The organism is Natronospira elongata, assembly GCF_034931365.1.
Lineage (GTDB): Bacteria > Pseudomonadota > Gammaproteobacteria > Natronospirales > Natronospiraceae > Natronospira > Natronospira elongata.
The window spans coordinates 24,865-39,032 of sequence record NZ_JAYGII010000025.1 but is presented as its reverse complement, the minus strand read 5'-3'; the positions used below and the strand labels follow the sequence as shown (position 1 = coordinate 39,032).

Sequence of the window (14,168 nt, the reverse complement as noted above, 5' to 3'; positions counted from 1 at the left end):
CCGCAGAGACCATTGTCCGGCGCCTGAAAACCATCGATGACGAGACTCGTGAATTCATGAGTTTTGTGCAGGAGTCGGCTCAAGAGACCGAATCTTTAGGCGAAGCCAATACGGCGAGTCGGGAGTTCAACGCCCGTGCCATGCGCGACATAGCCGATTACATTGATCGGCGGATGGAACAGCTCCAGCGCGAGCGAGTGCGAGCGGAGAAGGTCCTGCAACGCACCAGCAAGCTTGAGGAAAGCGTGCAGATGATCAAGGACATTGCTGCAAAGACCAACCTGGTGGCATTGAATGCGGCCATTGAAGCCGCCCGTGCCGGGAGTGCCGGAAAGGAATTTGCGGTGGTGGCAGATGAAGTTCGGGCACTGGCACTCCGCAGTCAGGAGGCGGCTGGCTTTGTGGAAAGGGAGATACCCAGTATTACATCGGTCATTGAGGATCAGTTCCGGGCACAACTGGACGCCGGGTCGGCTCGACAGGCAGAAGAAGAAGAGACAGTTCTCTCTGGTGTTCGCACGGCCCTGGAAAGTATGGGCAGCGAACGGGATCGTCTCATGAGGCATCATGAGTCAGTGCTGAGCAAGCTTCAGGATACCAGCAAGGCACTCAGTGTCCAGACCATGGAAGCCCTGGCCGGGATCCAGTTCCAGGATGTAACCCGTCAGCAACTGGAACAGGTCAGTGATGCCTTGTCTGCCATTGAGTCTCACGCAAAGAAGGTTAGCGCAGTACTATCAGGTGATGATACCGCTGCCTTTGCTGAGTCGGCTGTTTTCGATCTCGACAAGCTGGCAGAGGGCCATGTCATGGCCTCGCAGCGGGAGACGCATAACCGGCACAGGGGCAGCGGCTCTCCCGGAGAGTTCCCGGGTCAGGGTGGCAGTAGGGCGGTGGAGATGTTCTAGAATCAGGAGCAGAATAGGGGGATAAGCTGCGGGAGCCGGCTGTTATTCAAAGGCGTTGAGGTGATGTTCATGAGACGCCTGTTTTGCCTGATCGTTCTGTACCTGCTGATTGGCGGCGCCCCCGTAGTGGCTGCAGATTGGTCCCTGGCAGCCTATTGGGCGAAGAACAGCCCGGATCGCATGATCGATATCCTGCGCGGCCTAAACCCCGAGATGCGCAGTTCCTACCTAAATGCCATGGCGCTCAACTACCGTTTTCACCAGGGCCGGCGTATCCACTGGGAAGTGGAGGCCCAGCTGGTTCGTCATCACGGCATGCAGGATCACTGGGAAAGCAATGCGGTTCTGGTGGCCCGCTGGATGGATTTTCCCTGGGATCGCTGGCTGGATACCCGCTTCGCCTTCGGTCAGGGGTTTTCCTATGCCTGGGAAGTTCCGCCCCTTGAGCCCCGTTCGGACCCGGAAGACGGGGAATCGGCCCAGCTGCTCAATTATCTGCTGATGGAATTGGAATTTGCCCCGCCGGCACCCGACAGCCAGTGGAGTGGCATGATTCGCCTCCATCATCGCTCGGGGGTGTTCGGTACCTTTAGTGGCGTGGAAGGGGGTTCCAATTTCATTGGTTTGGGGGTGCGGTATCGTTTCTAGGGCATTGTTGCTTGTGGGGTTGGTTGGTGGCTTGAATCTGGGTAGGACCCTTCGATGACGGTGACGGGTGCGTTCCGGCCTAGGTGGCGACAGGCCTTTCCAAGAACGCCGTAGACCCATCCCTGGGGGCTCTGGGTTCGCCATCCTGGCTCACACAGTCTTGGAAAGGCCTGTCGGCTACAAGGCCTACCTTTGGTGGGGGTCACCTGGGCAGTGCTTGCTGAGGGTGAATTCTGATTTCTAAGCAGATTGGCTTCGATTCGGCCGGGGAAATCGCGGATAAATCCGCTCCTACGGTGGCTTCGGCATATGCTATAGGCACCGTAGGAGCGAATTTATTCGCGATCAAAAGCCTCCGGATGGCACTAAGGCACAAGACTAAACCAAACCATCCGCTAGTCACCGACCTCGAAGGGTCCTGCCCAAATCAAAGCCACCAACCCTAAAGCGCCGCAATCTTCTCCCGCTTGGCATCAAGGCGCTCCAGGGCCGCACGCATTTCCTCGGCCTTGCCGCGCTCCTTATCCACCACCTCGGCCGGCGCATTGCTGACGAACTTCTCGTTGGCGAGCTTGCGTTCGGCTTGCTCCAGGCCCTTGCGGATCTTGGCCAGCTCTTTCTCAAGGCGCGCCAGCTCCGCTTCCTTGTCGATCAGGCCGGCCATGGGCACCAGGATCTCCATCTCACCGAGAAGGGCAGTCGCCGATTCCGGCGGATTGCTGTCCGCCTCCAGCACCGTGACTGTCTCCAGCCGGGCCAGATTGCTGAGCAGATGATGGTGATTCTCCAGCCGCGTCCGGTCCCGCTCGCTACTGTTGGCCAGCAACACATCCAGGGGCTTGTTGGGCGAGATGTCCATTTCGCCCCGAATCCGGCGCACACCCAGGATGAAACCCTGCAGCCAGTCCATCTCCGACTCGATGGCCGAGTCCGCATGGCCGGCCGGCGTGGGCCAGGGGGCGTACATGATGGTTTCCCCCTCGGCGCCGGCCAGGGGCGCGACCCGCTGCCAGATCTCTTCGCTGATGAAGGGCATCACCGGGTGCATCGGGCGCAGCAGGGTTTCCAGCACCTGCACCAGGGTGCGGCGAGTGCCGCGGCGGGCGGCATCGCTGCTGTTTTCTGACTGCAGTACCGGCTTGGACAGTTCCAGATACCAGTCGCAGTACTCGTTCCAGGTGAACTCATAGAGTGCCTTGGCCGCCAGGTCCAGACGATACTCGTCCAGGCGGGTGGTGACTTCGTTCACCGTCCGCTCCAGGCGGGACAGAATCCAGCGGTCGGGCAGGCTCAGTTCCACCTCGCCCTCAAGCCCGGTGTCCTCACCCTCGGTGTTCATGACTACATAGCGGGCGGCGTTCCAGAGCTTGTTGCAGAAGTTGCGATAGCCCTCGATGCGGCCCAGATCAAAGCGGATGTCCCGGCCGGTGGTGGCCAGGGCGGCGAAGGTGAAGCGCAGGGCATCGGTGCCGAAGGCGGGAATGCCGTCGGGGAATTCCTTGCGGGTTGCCTTCTCGATGCGCTTTTGCTTCTTGGGCTGCATAAGCCCGGCGGTGCGCTTTTCCACCAGGGCATCCAGCTCGATGCCGTCCACCAGGTCGATGGGGTCAAGCACATTGCCCTTGGACTTGGACATCTTCTGGCCTTCGCTGTCGCGGATCAGGCCGTGGACATAGACCTCGTGGAAGGGTACCTCGTCCATGAACTTGAGCCCCATCATGATCATCCGGGCGACCCAGAAGAAGATGATGTCGAACCCGGTGACCAGCACATTGGTGGGATAGAAGTGCTTGAGCTCCGGAGTCTCGTCTGGCCAGCCCAGGGTGGAGAAGGGCCACAGCGCCGAGGAAAACCAGGTGTCGAGCACGTCCTCGTCCTGCGCCAGCTTGATGCTGTCGTCGAGCTGATACTTCTCGCGGACCTCGTCCTCGTCCCGGCCCACATAGACATTGCCGGCCTCGTCATACCAGGCGGGAATGCGATGGCCCCACCACAGCTGGCGGCTGATGCACCAGTCCTGGATATTGCGCATCCATTCGAAGTAGGTCCGGTCCCAGTTGCTCGGCACGAAGCGAATGCGGCCGTCTTCCACCGCCTTGATCGCAGGCCCGGCCAGGGGCTCGGTGCGCACGAACCACTGGTCGGTCAGCCAGGGCTCGACGATCTCGTTACTGCGGTCACCGCGCGGCACCATCAGCTTGTGGTCGTCGATCTTCTCCAGCAGGCCTTCGGATTCCAGTCGGTCCACCACGGCCTGGCGGGCGGCCTTGCGGTCCAGGCCCTGCAGTTCGGCGGGGATCTCCTTGAGCGTCTCGGTTTCGGCCTGGACGCGGTCGTCATCGGTGGGCGTGGGCTCGCGGGCGGTGTCCGCCGAGATGATGCGGGCATCGGCATCCATGACGTTGATCATGGTCAGCCCATGGCGCTCGCCGATGGCGTAGTCATTGAAGTCATGGGCCGGGGTGATCTTCACGCAGCCTGAGCCGAATTCGGGGTCCACATAATCATCCGCCACGATGGGGATCTCGCGCCCGGTGATGGGCAGGCGGATGGTCTTGCCGATCAGGGATTGATAGCGCTCATCCTCGGGGTGCACGGCCACGGCGGTATCTCCGAGCATGGTCTCGGGTCGGGTGGTGGCCACCGAGACATGGCCGCTGCCGTCACTGAGGGGATAACGGAAGTGCCAGAGGTGGCCGTTTTCCTCTTCCGATTCCACTTCCAGGTCGGACAGGGCGGTGTGCAGGACCGGGTCCCAGTTGACCAGGCGCTTGCCGCGATAGATCAGGCCTTCGTCGAACAGCCGCACGAAGACCTCGCGTACGGCCCTGGACAGGCCCTCGTCCATGGTGAACCGTTCCCGGGACCAGTCCACCGAGGCGCCCATGCGCCGCAGTTGCCCCTGGATGGTGCCGCCGGATTCTTCCTTCCATTCCCAGATGCGCTTGACGAAGGCTTCTCGGCCGAGGTCATGGCGGGTCTTGCCTTCGGCGTTGAGCTGGCGCTCCACCACCATCTGGGTGGCAATGCCGGCGTGGTCGCTGCCGGGCTGCCAGAGGGTGTCCTTGCCCTGCATGCGCTTGAAGCGGATCAGCGCATCCATGATCGTGTCCTGGAAGGCGTGCCCCATGTGCAGGCTGCCGGTCACGTTGGGTGGCGGGATCATGATGCAGTAGGGGGCGCCGCTCAGGCTGGCGGGGGCAAAATAGCCCTTTTCTTCCCATTCCCGGTAACGTGCCTGCTCGATATTGCGAGGGTCGTAGGTCTTTTCCATGGGGCGAGGCCTTGGGTTCGAATCGCGGAAAAACATCGCATTATAACGGGTGTGGGTGGGGGATTGGCAGGGTGGGGGTTCGGTTTGGGGCCCCGATAGGGTTGGTGTCCTGCGATGGTCGTCGCGGTGGCTGGCGGCTTTGATTAGGGTAGTGCCCTTCGATGCCGGTGACGGGGTGCGTTCCGGCTTCGGTCCTGGTGGGCTTGCTCAGTGACGCTGTGAATACATCCCTGTACGCTCTGGGTTCGGCATCCTGCCTCACACAGCCCTGAGCAAGCCCACCAGGACCGAAGCCTACCTTGGGTGGGGGTCACCTGGGCCGTGCTGACGGAGGGATTGGTTCAGTCGTATGCCTTGGTGTCATCCGAAGGCTTTTAATCGCGAATGAATTCGCTCCCACGGTGCCATTAGCGTATGCCGAAGCCGCCGTGGGAGCGGATTTATCCGCGATTTCAGCGGCCAAATCGAAGGCAATCTGCTTGAATATCTGAATACGCGATCAGAAAGCACTGCCCAGGTAAAGGTAGGCCTTGGAGCCGACAGGGCTTTCCAAGGCTGTGTGAGCCAGGATGGCGAACCCAGAGCCCCCAGGGATGGGTCTACGGCGTCCTTGGAAAGCCCTGTCGGCTCCAAGGCCGGAATGCGCCACCGTCACCGGCGCCGAAGGGCACGAAACCACTCGAAGGGAAGGGCACCAGTCCCGAAAGGAGCGTCAGGCCTTTTCCTGATCCTTGGCGATGTTGCGGATCTCGCGCTTGAGGGTCTTCATGACGTCCTCGGCCAGGCTGTCGGCCAGGCGCTGGACGCGGGAGCGGACCAGGTTTTCCACCCGGCGGTCCAGTTCCTCGATAAAGGCCTGGCGCATCCGTTCTTTCTCGTCCGGTCCCTCGGTCGCCACCGTCTCGACTGCCGGCGGATCCTCAAACAGATCCAGGTTCGGCGGCGCGTTCACTGTCTTCTTCCCCGGGCGCACAACCTCTTCCAGGGTCGGAATCTGTCGGGCACTGCCGGCATTGCTGTCGCGTCCACGCATGGTTTGGCCTCAGAGATTGTGCATTTCCAGCGGATAGCCGCGGTCACGGTAGAAACGGTAACGGTCACGGCCTCGCGCCTTGGCCGAGTCCTCGTTGACGACAGGTTCGGCCACTCGCTCGAAGCGGCTGAAGAAATCCGGAATCTCCTCGGCGCAGTTGATCAGCAGGTCGTAATTTCCCTGCGGCGGCTCGCCCGTGCCCACCACGACGGGGAAATCCGGGTCCTGGTCGGCCTCGGCGGCCAGGCCGTGGGGGATGAAGCTGCGGTCGCGGAATGTCCACAGCAGCTCGTCCAGGGACTTGGCGTGCCCCGGGTCATTGCTGTGGAGAAAGATGCGGTGTCCGAGTCGGAAAGCCTTCTCGGTAAGACGGCAGGCGAACTGGTCCCTGGCGGACAGTTCTTGCTGCGACAGTAAGTAGAAATCCACCCGGGTCATAAGGCCCTGTCAGTCAGTGGTTTACGGAAGTTTGGTAGTAAATTGGGTGAATGTCAAACCCGAAGTGTCCGATTTTGCTGAAAAAGCGGGAGCAGCTCCATGCCGCTCCCGCCTTCAATCAGCCAAGTTGCCGGTACCAACTCAGCCGGCGCGGTCGATCAGATACTGGCTCAGCATGGGCACCGGACGCCCGGTGGCACCCTTCTGCGGTCCATTGCCGCTGATCCAGGCGGAGCCGGCCACGTCGATATGAGCCCAGCGCTGCCCTTCGGTGTAGCGGGACAGGAAGCAGCCGGCGGTGATGGTGCCGGCGGGCTTGCCACCGATGTTGGCCATGTCGGCGAAGTTGGTCTTGAGCTGATCCTGGTACTCATCCCACAGTGGCAGGCGCCAGGCCCGGTCCCAGGATTTGTTGCCGGCGGCCAGGATTTCATCGGCCAGGTCGTCGTGCTTGCTCATCACCCCGGAGGCATGTTGGCCCAGGGCGATCACGCAGGCACCGGTAAGGGTGGCGATATCCAGCAGGGACTCGGGCTTGTAGCGCTGGGCGTAGGTCAGGGCATCGTTGAGAATCAGTCGGCCCTCGGCATCGGTGTTGAGGATCTCAACCGTCTGTCCGGACATGGTGGTGACCACGTCACCCGGCTTGTTGGCCTTGCCGTTGATATGGTTCTCGGTCGCCGGGACGATACCGACCAGATGCACCGGCAGGTCCATCTCCGAGGCCGCCTTGACCGCACCGAAGACGCTGGCGCCACCGCACATGTCGTATTTCATCTCGTCCATGCCGGGGCCGGGCTTGAGGGAAATGCCGCCGGTGTCAAAGGTCAGGCCCTTGCCCACCAGGACATGGGGGCGGGTCTTGCCCTTGGTGTTCTTGTATTCCATGACGATGAACTTGCAGGGCTCGTCACTGCCCTTGGCCACCGACAGAAAGGAGCCCATGCCGAGCTTCTTGCAGTCTGCCTCGTTGAGGATGGTGGTCTTGATCTTCTTGTTCTCGCGCGCCAGCTTGCGGGCCTGGTTGGCGAGGTAGCTCGGGGTGCAGACATTGCCCGGCAGATTACCCAGATCACGGGCCAGGGTGGTGCCGGCGGCCACGCCCTGGGCGTGGTTCAGGGCCTTTTCGGCGGCGGCCTTGCCGCCACGGCCCTCATAGTGCAGGTCCAGGGTTTTGAGGCTGGCCTTGGGGCCCTTCTGGGACAGGGTGGCATCATAGCGATAGGCGGCATAGTCCGCTGCTTCGACAGCATGGCGGACACCCCAGTAGATGGCATCTTCCTCGGCCGGGAATTCGCTTGAGAAGGTAAGCAGGGCGTCGCGCAGGCCATGTTCATTGAGGCTGGCTACGCAGGCCTGGGCGGCCTCGCGGAAGGCGCGGTGGCCGTACTGCTTCTTGTCACCCATGCCCGCCAGCAGGACAGCACCGGCCTTGATGCCGTCGACATCGAACAGCAGGCGGGTTTCGCCGCGCTCACCGCCCAGCAGACCGGCCTTGATCTGCTTCTTGATTCGACCGCCGGCGGCCTTGTCCAGCTGTTTCGCCGCTTCGCTCAGTTCGCCGCCGCTGAATACGCCGACAGCCACGCATTGTCCGCTGTAGTTTTCCGGGGCGCCGGTCTTGATTCGGTATTTCATGTCGACTCCTGCCAAAATGAAGGAATAACTTGGCGCGTATTTTACGCTATCCGGCCGCCTCTGTGGCACTGTCTCCGCGCCTGATAAACTGCCCACACTGAATCTCAAGGAAAGAAGCCTTCGTGTTCACGGTCATTGGACGTTACATCAACCGGGAAGTGCTGCTTAGCTGGCTGGCGGTGACCAGTGCCCTGCTGGTGATCCTCATGAGTCACCGTTTCGCGGGTTTCCTGGGCAGTGCCGCCAGTGGTGAGATTCCCCCCCATTCGGTATGGCCCCTGGTGGGCCTGTCCACTGTCCAGTACCTGGTCATCATCGTACCGGTGGCCTTTTTTCTCTCCGTGTTGCTGGCTCTGGGCCGTCTCTACAAGGATAGCGAGATGGCGGCCATGATGGCCTGTGGTGTTGGCCCCTTGCATCTGTACAAGGCTCTGGTCTGGATTGCGGTGCCGGTCATGGCGGGCGTGGCCGTGCTTTCCCTGCAGGCGGCACCGGCCGCCACCCAGACCATGAATGAAGTTCAGGAAACCGCGCGGGCCGAGGCCCGGTTATCCGTGTTCGAGCCCGGTGCGTTCCGTAATCTGGAAGGGGCCGATGGTGTGTTCTATGCCGAGCGTCGTGCCAACGGTGAGCTGGAGGGGGTCTTCATCCAGGGCACGGAAGGCGATGAGCGGGTACTGATTCGAGCCCAGCGCGCCTGGCTGGAAGCGGAACCGGATGGGCCGCGCTATCTGGTCCTGGAACGCGGCTATCGTTATGAGCTCATACCCGGCGAAGCCCAGTTACAGCGCACCCGCTTCGAGCGCCACGGTCTTCGACTGCCTGAGGCCCGCGTGGATGCCGGTGCCGACGAGCGCGAAGCGCGGTCGGTGTCGGAGCTGTTGTCCTCGGGGCGTGCCGAGGATATGGCTGAGTTCCACTGGCGTTTGTCCATGCCCATCGGCGGCCTGGTGCTCACTCTCCTGGCGGTTCCTCTGGCCAAGACCAAACCCCGTCAGGGTCGCTATAGCCGACTGTTCATCGGCATCGTGGTTTATCTCGTTTATTCCAATCTGTTGGCAACGGGTCAGGTCTGGCTGGAGCGGGGGCAGTTGCCCATGGCAATGGGCTTGTGGTGGGTTCACGGTCTGTTTCTGCTTGTGGCCGGTATCCTTCTCATGCAGCAGACCGGTGGTTATCGCCGCTGGTTGCAGCGAGGCGGGGAGCAGGGCGCATGAAGATCCTTGATCGCTACCTCGCCTCGGCGGTGATTTTCGGCAGCCTCATGGTGCTGGCCGTGCTCATGGCCCTGAGTGCCTTTGTCGGCGTCGTCGGCCAGCTGGGCCGGGTCGGGACCGCGGATTACGGTCTTGGTGACGCCGTTCTTTATGTTCTGCTCGGCTTGCCCGGTCAGGCGGTGGACCTGATGCCGGTGGCGGTGTTGATCGGCACCCTCCTGTCACTGGGGGCCCTGGCCAGCCAGAACGAGCTGACCGTCATGCGTGCTGCCGGCATGTCCATTGCCCGGATTGCCCGCGGGGCCGTTCTGGGCGGGGTCCTGTTGGCGGGCATGACGGCAGCATTGGGGGAGTGGGTGGCGCCCCCTGCCGAGCGCTACGCGGATCAGATGCGATTGATGTCACTCTATCGTGTGGTCAACATCCTGGGCCGGGATGGTATCTGGCTGCGGGATGAGCAGCAGTACATCAATGTCCGTCAGGCGGAGGACGTTCGCCGACTGGAAGGCCTCAACATCTATCGCTTTGACGATGAGGGCCGTCTGGTTTCGGCGATCAATGCCCGTCACGCGCGATTCGAGGCGGGCCGCTGGCAGTTGGAGGGGGTTCGTGAGACCAGACCGGCGGAGGGCGAGGTGCAGTCACTCCGTGATGATGTCCGCGATTGGGAGACAGGGATCGGTCCCGAGTTGGTCTCTCTGGTGAGCGTCAGTCCGAACATGCTGGGTGCGCGGGGCTTGCTGGATTATGTTCGTTACCTTGAGTCCAATGAGTTGGACGCGGATGCCTATCGCATTGCTTTCTGGTTCAAGTTGGTGATTCCGGCCGCGCTGCCGGTGATGGTCATTCTGGCCATGCCATTCCTGTTCGGCTCGCTGCGATCTTCCGGTGCCGGGCAGCGTCTGATGGTGGGGCTGGTGATCGGCATCGTCTTCTATCTGGTCAATATCACTTTGTCCAATGTCGGCGCCATGTTCGCCGTCCCCCCCTTCCTCGTCGCCTGGACACCTACCGTGCTATTGCTGGTGATCAGTTTGTTGGTGGTTCGGCGGCTTTAGGGCCTTTCTGATTGGTCCATTTATGGTTCCGGCCAAGGGGGTGATTCAGGGTTTTCCCGGGGGGCTTTGATTGGGTTAGTTCCCTTCGATGTCGGTGGTGGGGGTGCGTTCCGGTCCCTTTCCCGGTGGCCTCGCTCAGGGACGCTATGAATACATCCCTGTACGCTCTGGGTTCGGCCGGAAGGCTGCGCATTCCTGCTCCGCCTCCCGGTCCAGCCCGCACATCCCTGTGCGGGCGTTCGGCAAGCTGCAATGGTCCACCGGACCATTGGTCTTGCCTCACCCTGGCTCACACAGCCCTGAGCAAGCCCACCAGGACCGAAGCCTACCCTTGGTGGGTGTCACCTTGGCCGTGCTAGTGGAGTATTTGGTCAGTCTTATGTCTTGGTGCCATCCGAAGGCTTTTAATCGCGAACAAATTCGCTCCTACGGTGCCTGTAGCGTATGCCGAAGCCGCCGTAGGAGCGGATTTATCCGCGATTTCCCCGGCCAAACCGAGGGCAATCTGCCCATCAAATTGAATACGCCATCAGCAAGCAAGGCCTAGGTGACCACCACCAAAGGTAGGCCTTGGGGCCGACAGGGGTTTCCAAGACTGTGGGCGACAGGACGTCGCCCACAGAGCCTACAGGGATGTATTTACGGCGCTCTTGGAAACCCCTGTCGGCCCCAAGGCCGGAACGCACCCCGTCACCGACAAAGAAGGGTCCTAGGGCGCTGCCTCAATGACTGCCTTCCTGCTTGGGCAGGAAAATCAGGCGGGTGCCGGCGGCGATGTCGTGGAGGCTGCGGCGTTCTTCGTCCACCAGAACCCAGGCCATGGAAATGCACAGCGGCATGAGCATCAGCGCGCCCAGCCAGTCCGGCCAGAAGTCCTGGGTCAGGAAGGCCAGGCCATAGAGGGCAAGAATCAGCAGCAGGAGCATCAGCCCGGCGCGCATGATCAGGCGCCAGAGTGGGGGATGATGACCCTGCCCATTGACCAGGCGCAGGCGCCAGGCCCGCATCCCCAGGGTCTGGCCGCTGCGCTGCCAGAACCAGATGAAAAACAGGCCGGTGACCAGAATCAGATAGGCAAGCAGCATGGGGTTCTCCGGCTCGAAGGCCTCTTCCCCCGCAAAGGGCAGAGCCACCAGCGTGGCAATGAACCAGATGGCCAGCACCAGAAGGCCGTCATAGAGGGCCGCGCCGAGACGGCGCAGTAAGCTGGCCGGACGCTGCTTGTCGATCTCCATGCCAAAAGACTCCGGTTTCACGGTCTTCCGGGACGGCCGGGGCCCGCAGAGAGTGCGGGAGCGGCGCGATTGGGGGCGGGAATGGTATCATGGTCGCCGCGAATCGGGCCCTTCGCTGCACCAGGTGGGGTAACGCAAGCGGTGGCGGTGCTACCGCTTGCGCTACCCCTGTCTGTTGCCACGGCGAGGCCCGGACGCTCCGGATTTGCCCAGGTTTCATTCAGCAGAGGGAAGGGTTTCGCTATCGCCGAGCCAGCCATTATTCCACGTCCACAGCATAATGTTTCGCGGCAGCATATTTCCGAGGCTGCCCTGAAGGTTCTGTATCGCCTGAAGAACGCCGGCTACGAAGCCTATATCGTCGGCGGAGGTGTCCGGGACCTGCTGCTGGGCGGTCAGCCCAAGGATTTCGACATCGCCACCGATGCCAGGCCCGAAGAAGTGCGGGAGCAGTTCCGCAATTGTCGCCTGATCGGGCGACGCTTTCGCCTGGCCCACGTCTTGTTCGGTCCCGAGGTTATAGAGGTGGCCACCTTCCGGGCGATGACGCCGGACGAAGACAGTGCCGCGACCGCCAATGGCCGGGATCATGACATTGACGATTCGGGCATGATCCTGCGCGACAATGTCTACGGCACGCTGGAAGAAGACGCCTTCCGGCGGGACTTCACCATCAATGCGCTCTATTACAACATCCGCGATTTTTCCATCGTCGACTATGTCGGCGGCATGGAGGACGTTCGTCGTCGCGTGATTCGTCTCATTGGTGACCCGGAAGCCCGCTACCGCGAGGACCCCGTTCGAATGCTGCGGGCGATTCGTTTCGCGGTGAAGCTGGGTTTTGATATTGCGCCCACCACCGAAGCCCCGCTGGGGTACATGGGCGAGCGGCTGGAGGATATTCCGCCGGCCCGGCTTTTCGATGAGTATCTCAAGCTTTTCCTCGCCGGACGCGCCCTGGAGACCTTTGACAAGCTTCGGGAATACGGACTGTTCGGAATCCTGTTTCCCCAGGCCGAGCACAGTTTCCTTGGTCCGGAAGGACAACGCCGACTGGATTTCGTGCGGGCAGCGCTCGCCAATACGGATCGACGTATCGCCGAAGACAAGCCGGTCACCCCGGCCTTTCTGCTCGCCGCCTTCCTGTGGGGGGCAGTGCAGGATCAGACGCGTCGCTTCGAGGAAGATGGCAACAACCCGGCCGAGGCCATGCAGTTGGCGACCCGTGTGGTGTTCGAGAACCAACAGTCCACGGTCTCGATCCCCCGTCGTTTCGGCATGGTGATGCGCGATATGGTCCATCTTCAGCGCCGGCTTACCCGGACCCGCGGCAAGCGGTCCATGCGGCTGCTGGGACATCCGCGCTTTCGGGCAGCCTACGACTTTCTGCTGCTGCGGGCGGAAGTGGGTGATGCACCGCAAGACCTGGCCGAGTTCTGGACTCAGGCCCAGGAGTCCGTGCCGGAAGGGGAAGCCCAGCTCTTTGCCGCCCGGCAGGGCGAGCAGGATGGCCCCGGTCGCCGACGGGGCAAGCGACGTCGGCGACGCCGCAAGCCTGGAGGGGGTAACGGTGACTGAGCAGGATCTGGCCTGGGTGGGGCTGGGCGCCAATCTGGGTGATCCGCAAGACATGCTGCACTCTGCCCTGTCGGCCCTGGAGACACTGCCGGATTGTGAGCTGCGCCGGGCCTCCTCGCTTTATCGCACCCCGCCCATGGGCCCCCCGGGTCAGCCTGATTACGTCAATGCCGTGGCGGGACTGGCAACCGCGCTTAGCCCGGAGTCCCTGCTGGAGGCATTGCTGGGTCTGGAGAGCCGCCTGGGCCGGCGACGGTCCGGTGCCCAGCGCTGGGGGCCACGCCTGATTGATCTGGACCTGCTCTGCTATGGTCAGGCTCGGCGTGAGAGTGAATTTTTGAGCCTGCCGCACCCGGGCCTGGCAGAACGCGCCTTTGTGCTGGTGCCACTGGCCGAGGTGGCACCCGAGCTGGAGGTGCCGGGTGTGGGACGGGTCATTGACCGGAAAGGAATGATCAGTTGCGAGGGGATCGAGCGACTATGAGCCTGTCGGATTCGCATGCACCCCGCTACGTGGTAGTGGAGGGCCCCATCGGTGTTGGCAAGACCAGTTTTGCCCGGCGCCTGGGCGAGGCCTGGGATGCCGAGCTGATGCTGGAGGGGGCAGAAGCCAACCCCTTTCTGGAGCGCTTCTACGAAGATCCCAGGGGTGCGGCCCTGCCCACCCAGCTGTTCTTCCTCTACCAGCGCGCCCAGCAGATTCAGGCCCTGCGCCAGTCGGACCTGTTTCAGCCGCGGACCCGGGTAGCCGATTTTCTCCTCGACAAGGATCGGCTGTTTGCCAGTCTCAATCTGGATCACCACGAACTGCAGCTCTACGAGCAGGCCTGGAGCCATCTGTCACTGGATGCCCCCAAACCGGATCTGGTGGTCTATCTGCAGGCCCCTGTTCCGGTGCTCATGGAACGCATCGAAAAACGCGGGATTCCCTGGGAGCGCGGCATTACCCCCGATTATCTGCATCGGCTGGTGGATACCTACACCGAGTTCTTCCATCATTATGAGCAGTCGCCGCTGTTGATCGTGAACACGGCCGACATCAATCCGGTGGAGCGGGAACAGGACTTCCAGTTACTGGTGAATCAGCTCAAGCAAGTGCGAAGCGGTCGACACTATTTCAATCCCGGTCCAATCTGAGAGA

Annotated in this window: 12 protein-coding genes; 7 read left to right on the top strand and 5 right to left on the bottom strand. The window is 61.9% G+C overall.

Going from position 1 to position 14,168, the window contains the following annotated elements; all coding sequences use genetic code 11:
• Both VCB98_RS10630 and VCB98_RS10625 read left to right on the top strand, forming a co-directional pair.
• The coding region (locus VCB98_RS10630; protein ID WP_346052436.1) for a methyl-accepting chemotaxis protein at window positions 1-908 on the top strand (908 nt) is incomplete at its 5' end.
• A 69-nt stretch (window positions 909-977) separates the two neighbouring features.
• Window positions 978-1,556, top strand: a complete 579-nt coding sequence (locus VCB98_RS10625; RefSeq protein WP_346052434.1) for a hypothetical protein — start codon at window positions 978-980, stop codon at window positions 1,554-1,556.
• Between the two features lie 442 nt (window positions 1,557-1,998).
• Here the strand turns inward: VCB98_RS10625 and VCB98_RS10620 are convergent, their stop codons facing one another.
• The 4 genes from VCB98_RS10620 to VCB98_RS10605 all read right to left on the bottom strand — a co-directional run bounded on the left by VCB98_RS10620 (window position 1,999) and on the right by VCB98_RS10605 (window position 7,939).
• Window positions 1,999-4,830, bottom strand: coding sequence for a valine--tRNA ligase (locus VCB98_RS10620; RefSeq protein WP_346052432.1), 2,832 nt, complete (start codon window positions 4,828-4,830; stop codon window positions 1,999-2,001).
• Window positions 4,831-5,542: 712 nt separating this feature from the next.
• Window positions 5,543-5,863, bottom strand: coding sequence for a hypothetical protein (locus tag VCB98_RS10615; protein ID WP_346052430.1), 321 nt, complete (start codon window positions 5,861-5,863; stop codon window positions 5,543-5,545).
• A 9-nt stretch (window positions 5,864-5,872) separates the two neighbouring features.
• Window positions 5,873-6,301, bottom strand: a complete 429-nt coding sequence (locus VCB98_RS10610) for a DNA polymerase III subunit chi (protein ID WP_346052428.1) — start codon at window positions 6,299-6,301, stop codon at window positions 5,873-5,875.
• Between the two features lie 141 nt (window positions 6,302-6,442).
• A complete protein-coding gene (locus tag VCB98_RS10605; RefSeq protein WP_346052426.1) occupies window positions 6,443-7,939 on the bottom strand; it encodes a leucyl aminopeptidase in 1,497 nt (498 codons plus the stop codon).
• A gap of 122 nt (window positions 7,940-8,061) precedes the next feature.
• Between VCB98_RS10605 and lptF the strand changes: the two genes are divergently transcribed.
• The gene (gene lptF, locus VCB98_RS10600) at window positions 8,062-9,156 is read left to right on the top strand and encodes an LPS export ABC transporter permease LptF (RefSeq protein WP_346052424.1); all 1,095 of its coding nucleotides are present in this window, start codon (window positions 8,062-8,064) and stop codon (window positions 9,154-9,156) included.
• Window positions 9,153-10,214: an LPS export ABC transporter permease LptG gene (lptG, locus tag VCB98_RS10595; protein WP_346052422.1), complete on the top strand. Its 1,062-nt coding sequence runs from the start codon at window positions 9,153-9,155 to the stop codon at window positions 10,212-10,214. The genes lptF and lptG overlap by 4 nt, the downstream gene beginning before the upstream one ends.
• A gap of 722 nt (window positions 10,215-10,936) precedes the next feature.
• Here lptG and VCB98_RS10590 read toward each other — a convergent pair.
• Window positions 10,937-11,449 (bottom strand): RDD family protein, encoded by a 513-nt coding sequence (locus VCB98_RS10590; RefSeq protein ID WP_346052420.1) that lies wholly within the window; start codon window positions 11,447-11,449, stop codon window positions 10,937-10,939.
• 141 nt (window positions 11,450-11,590) lie between these two features.
• On the opposite strand from VCB98_RS10590, the gene pcnB reads away from it, so the two are divergent.
• The 3 genes from pcnB to VCB98_RS10575 are packed head-to-tail and all read left to right on the top strand — an operon-like array spanning window position 11,591 to window position 14,164.
• Window positions 11,591-13,027: a polynucleotide adenylyltransferase PcnB gene (gene pcnB / locus VCB98_RS10585; RefSeq protein ID WP_346052419.1), complete on the top strand. Its 1,437-nt coding sequence runs from the start codon at window positions 11,591-11,593 to the stop codon at window positions 13,025-13,027.
• Complete coding sequence (gene folK, locus VCB98_RS10580) at window positions 13,020-13,511, top strand: 2-amino-4-hydroxy-6-hydroxymethyldihydropteridine diphosphokinase (RefSeq protein WP_346052417.1); 492 nt, start codon at window positions 13,020-13,022, stop codon at window positions 13,509-13,511. Before pcnB ends, folK begins: the two co-directional genes overlap by 8 nt.
• Window positions 13,508-14,164, top strand: coding sequence for a deoxynucleoside kinase (locus VCB98_RS10575; RefSeq protein WP_346052415.1), 657 nt, complete (start codon window positions 13,508-13,510; stop codon window positions 14,162-14,164). Before folK ends, VCB98_RS10575 begins: the two co-directional genes overlap by 4 nt.
• The last annotated feature ends 4 nt before the right edge of the window (window positions 14,165-14,168 follow it).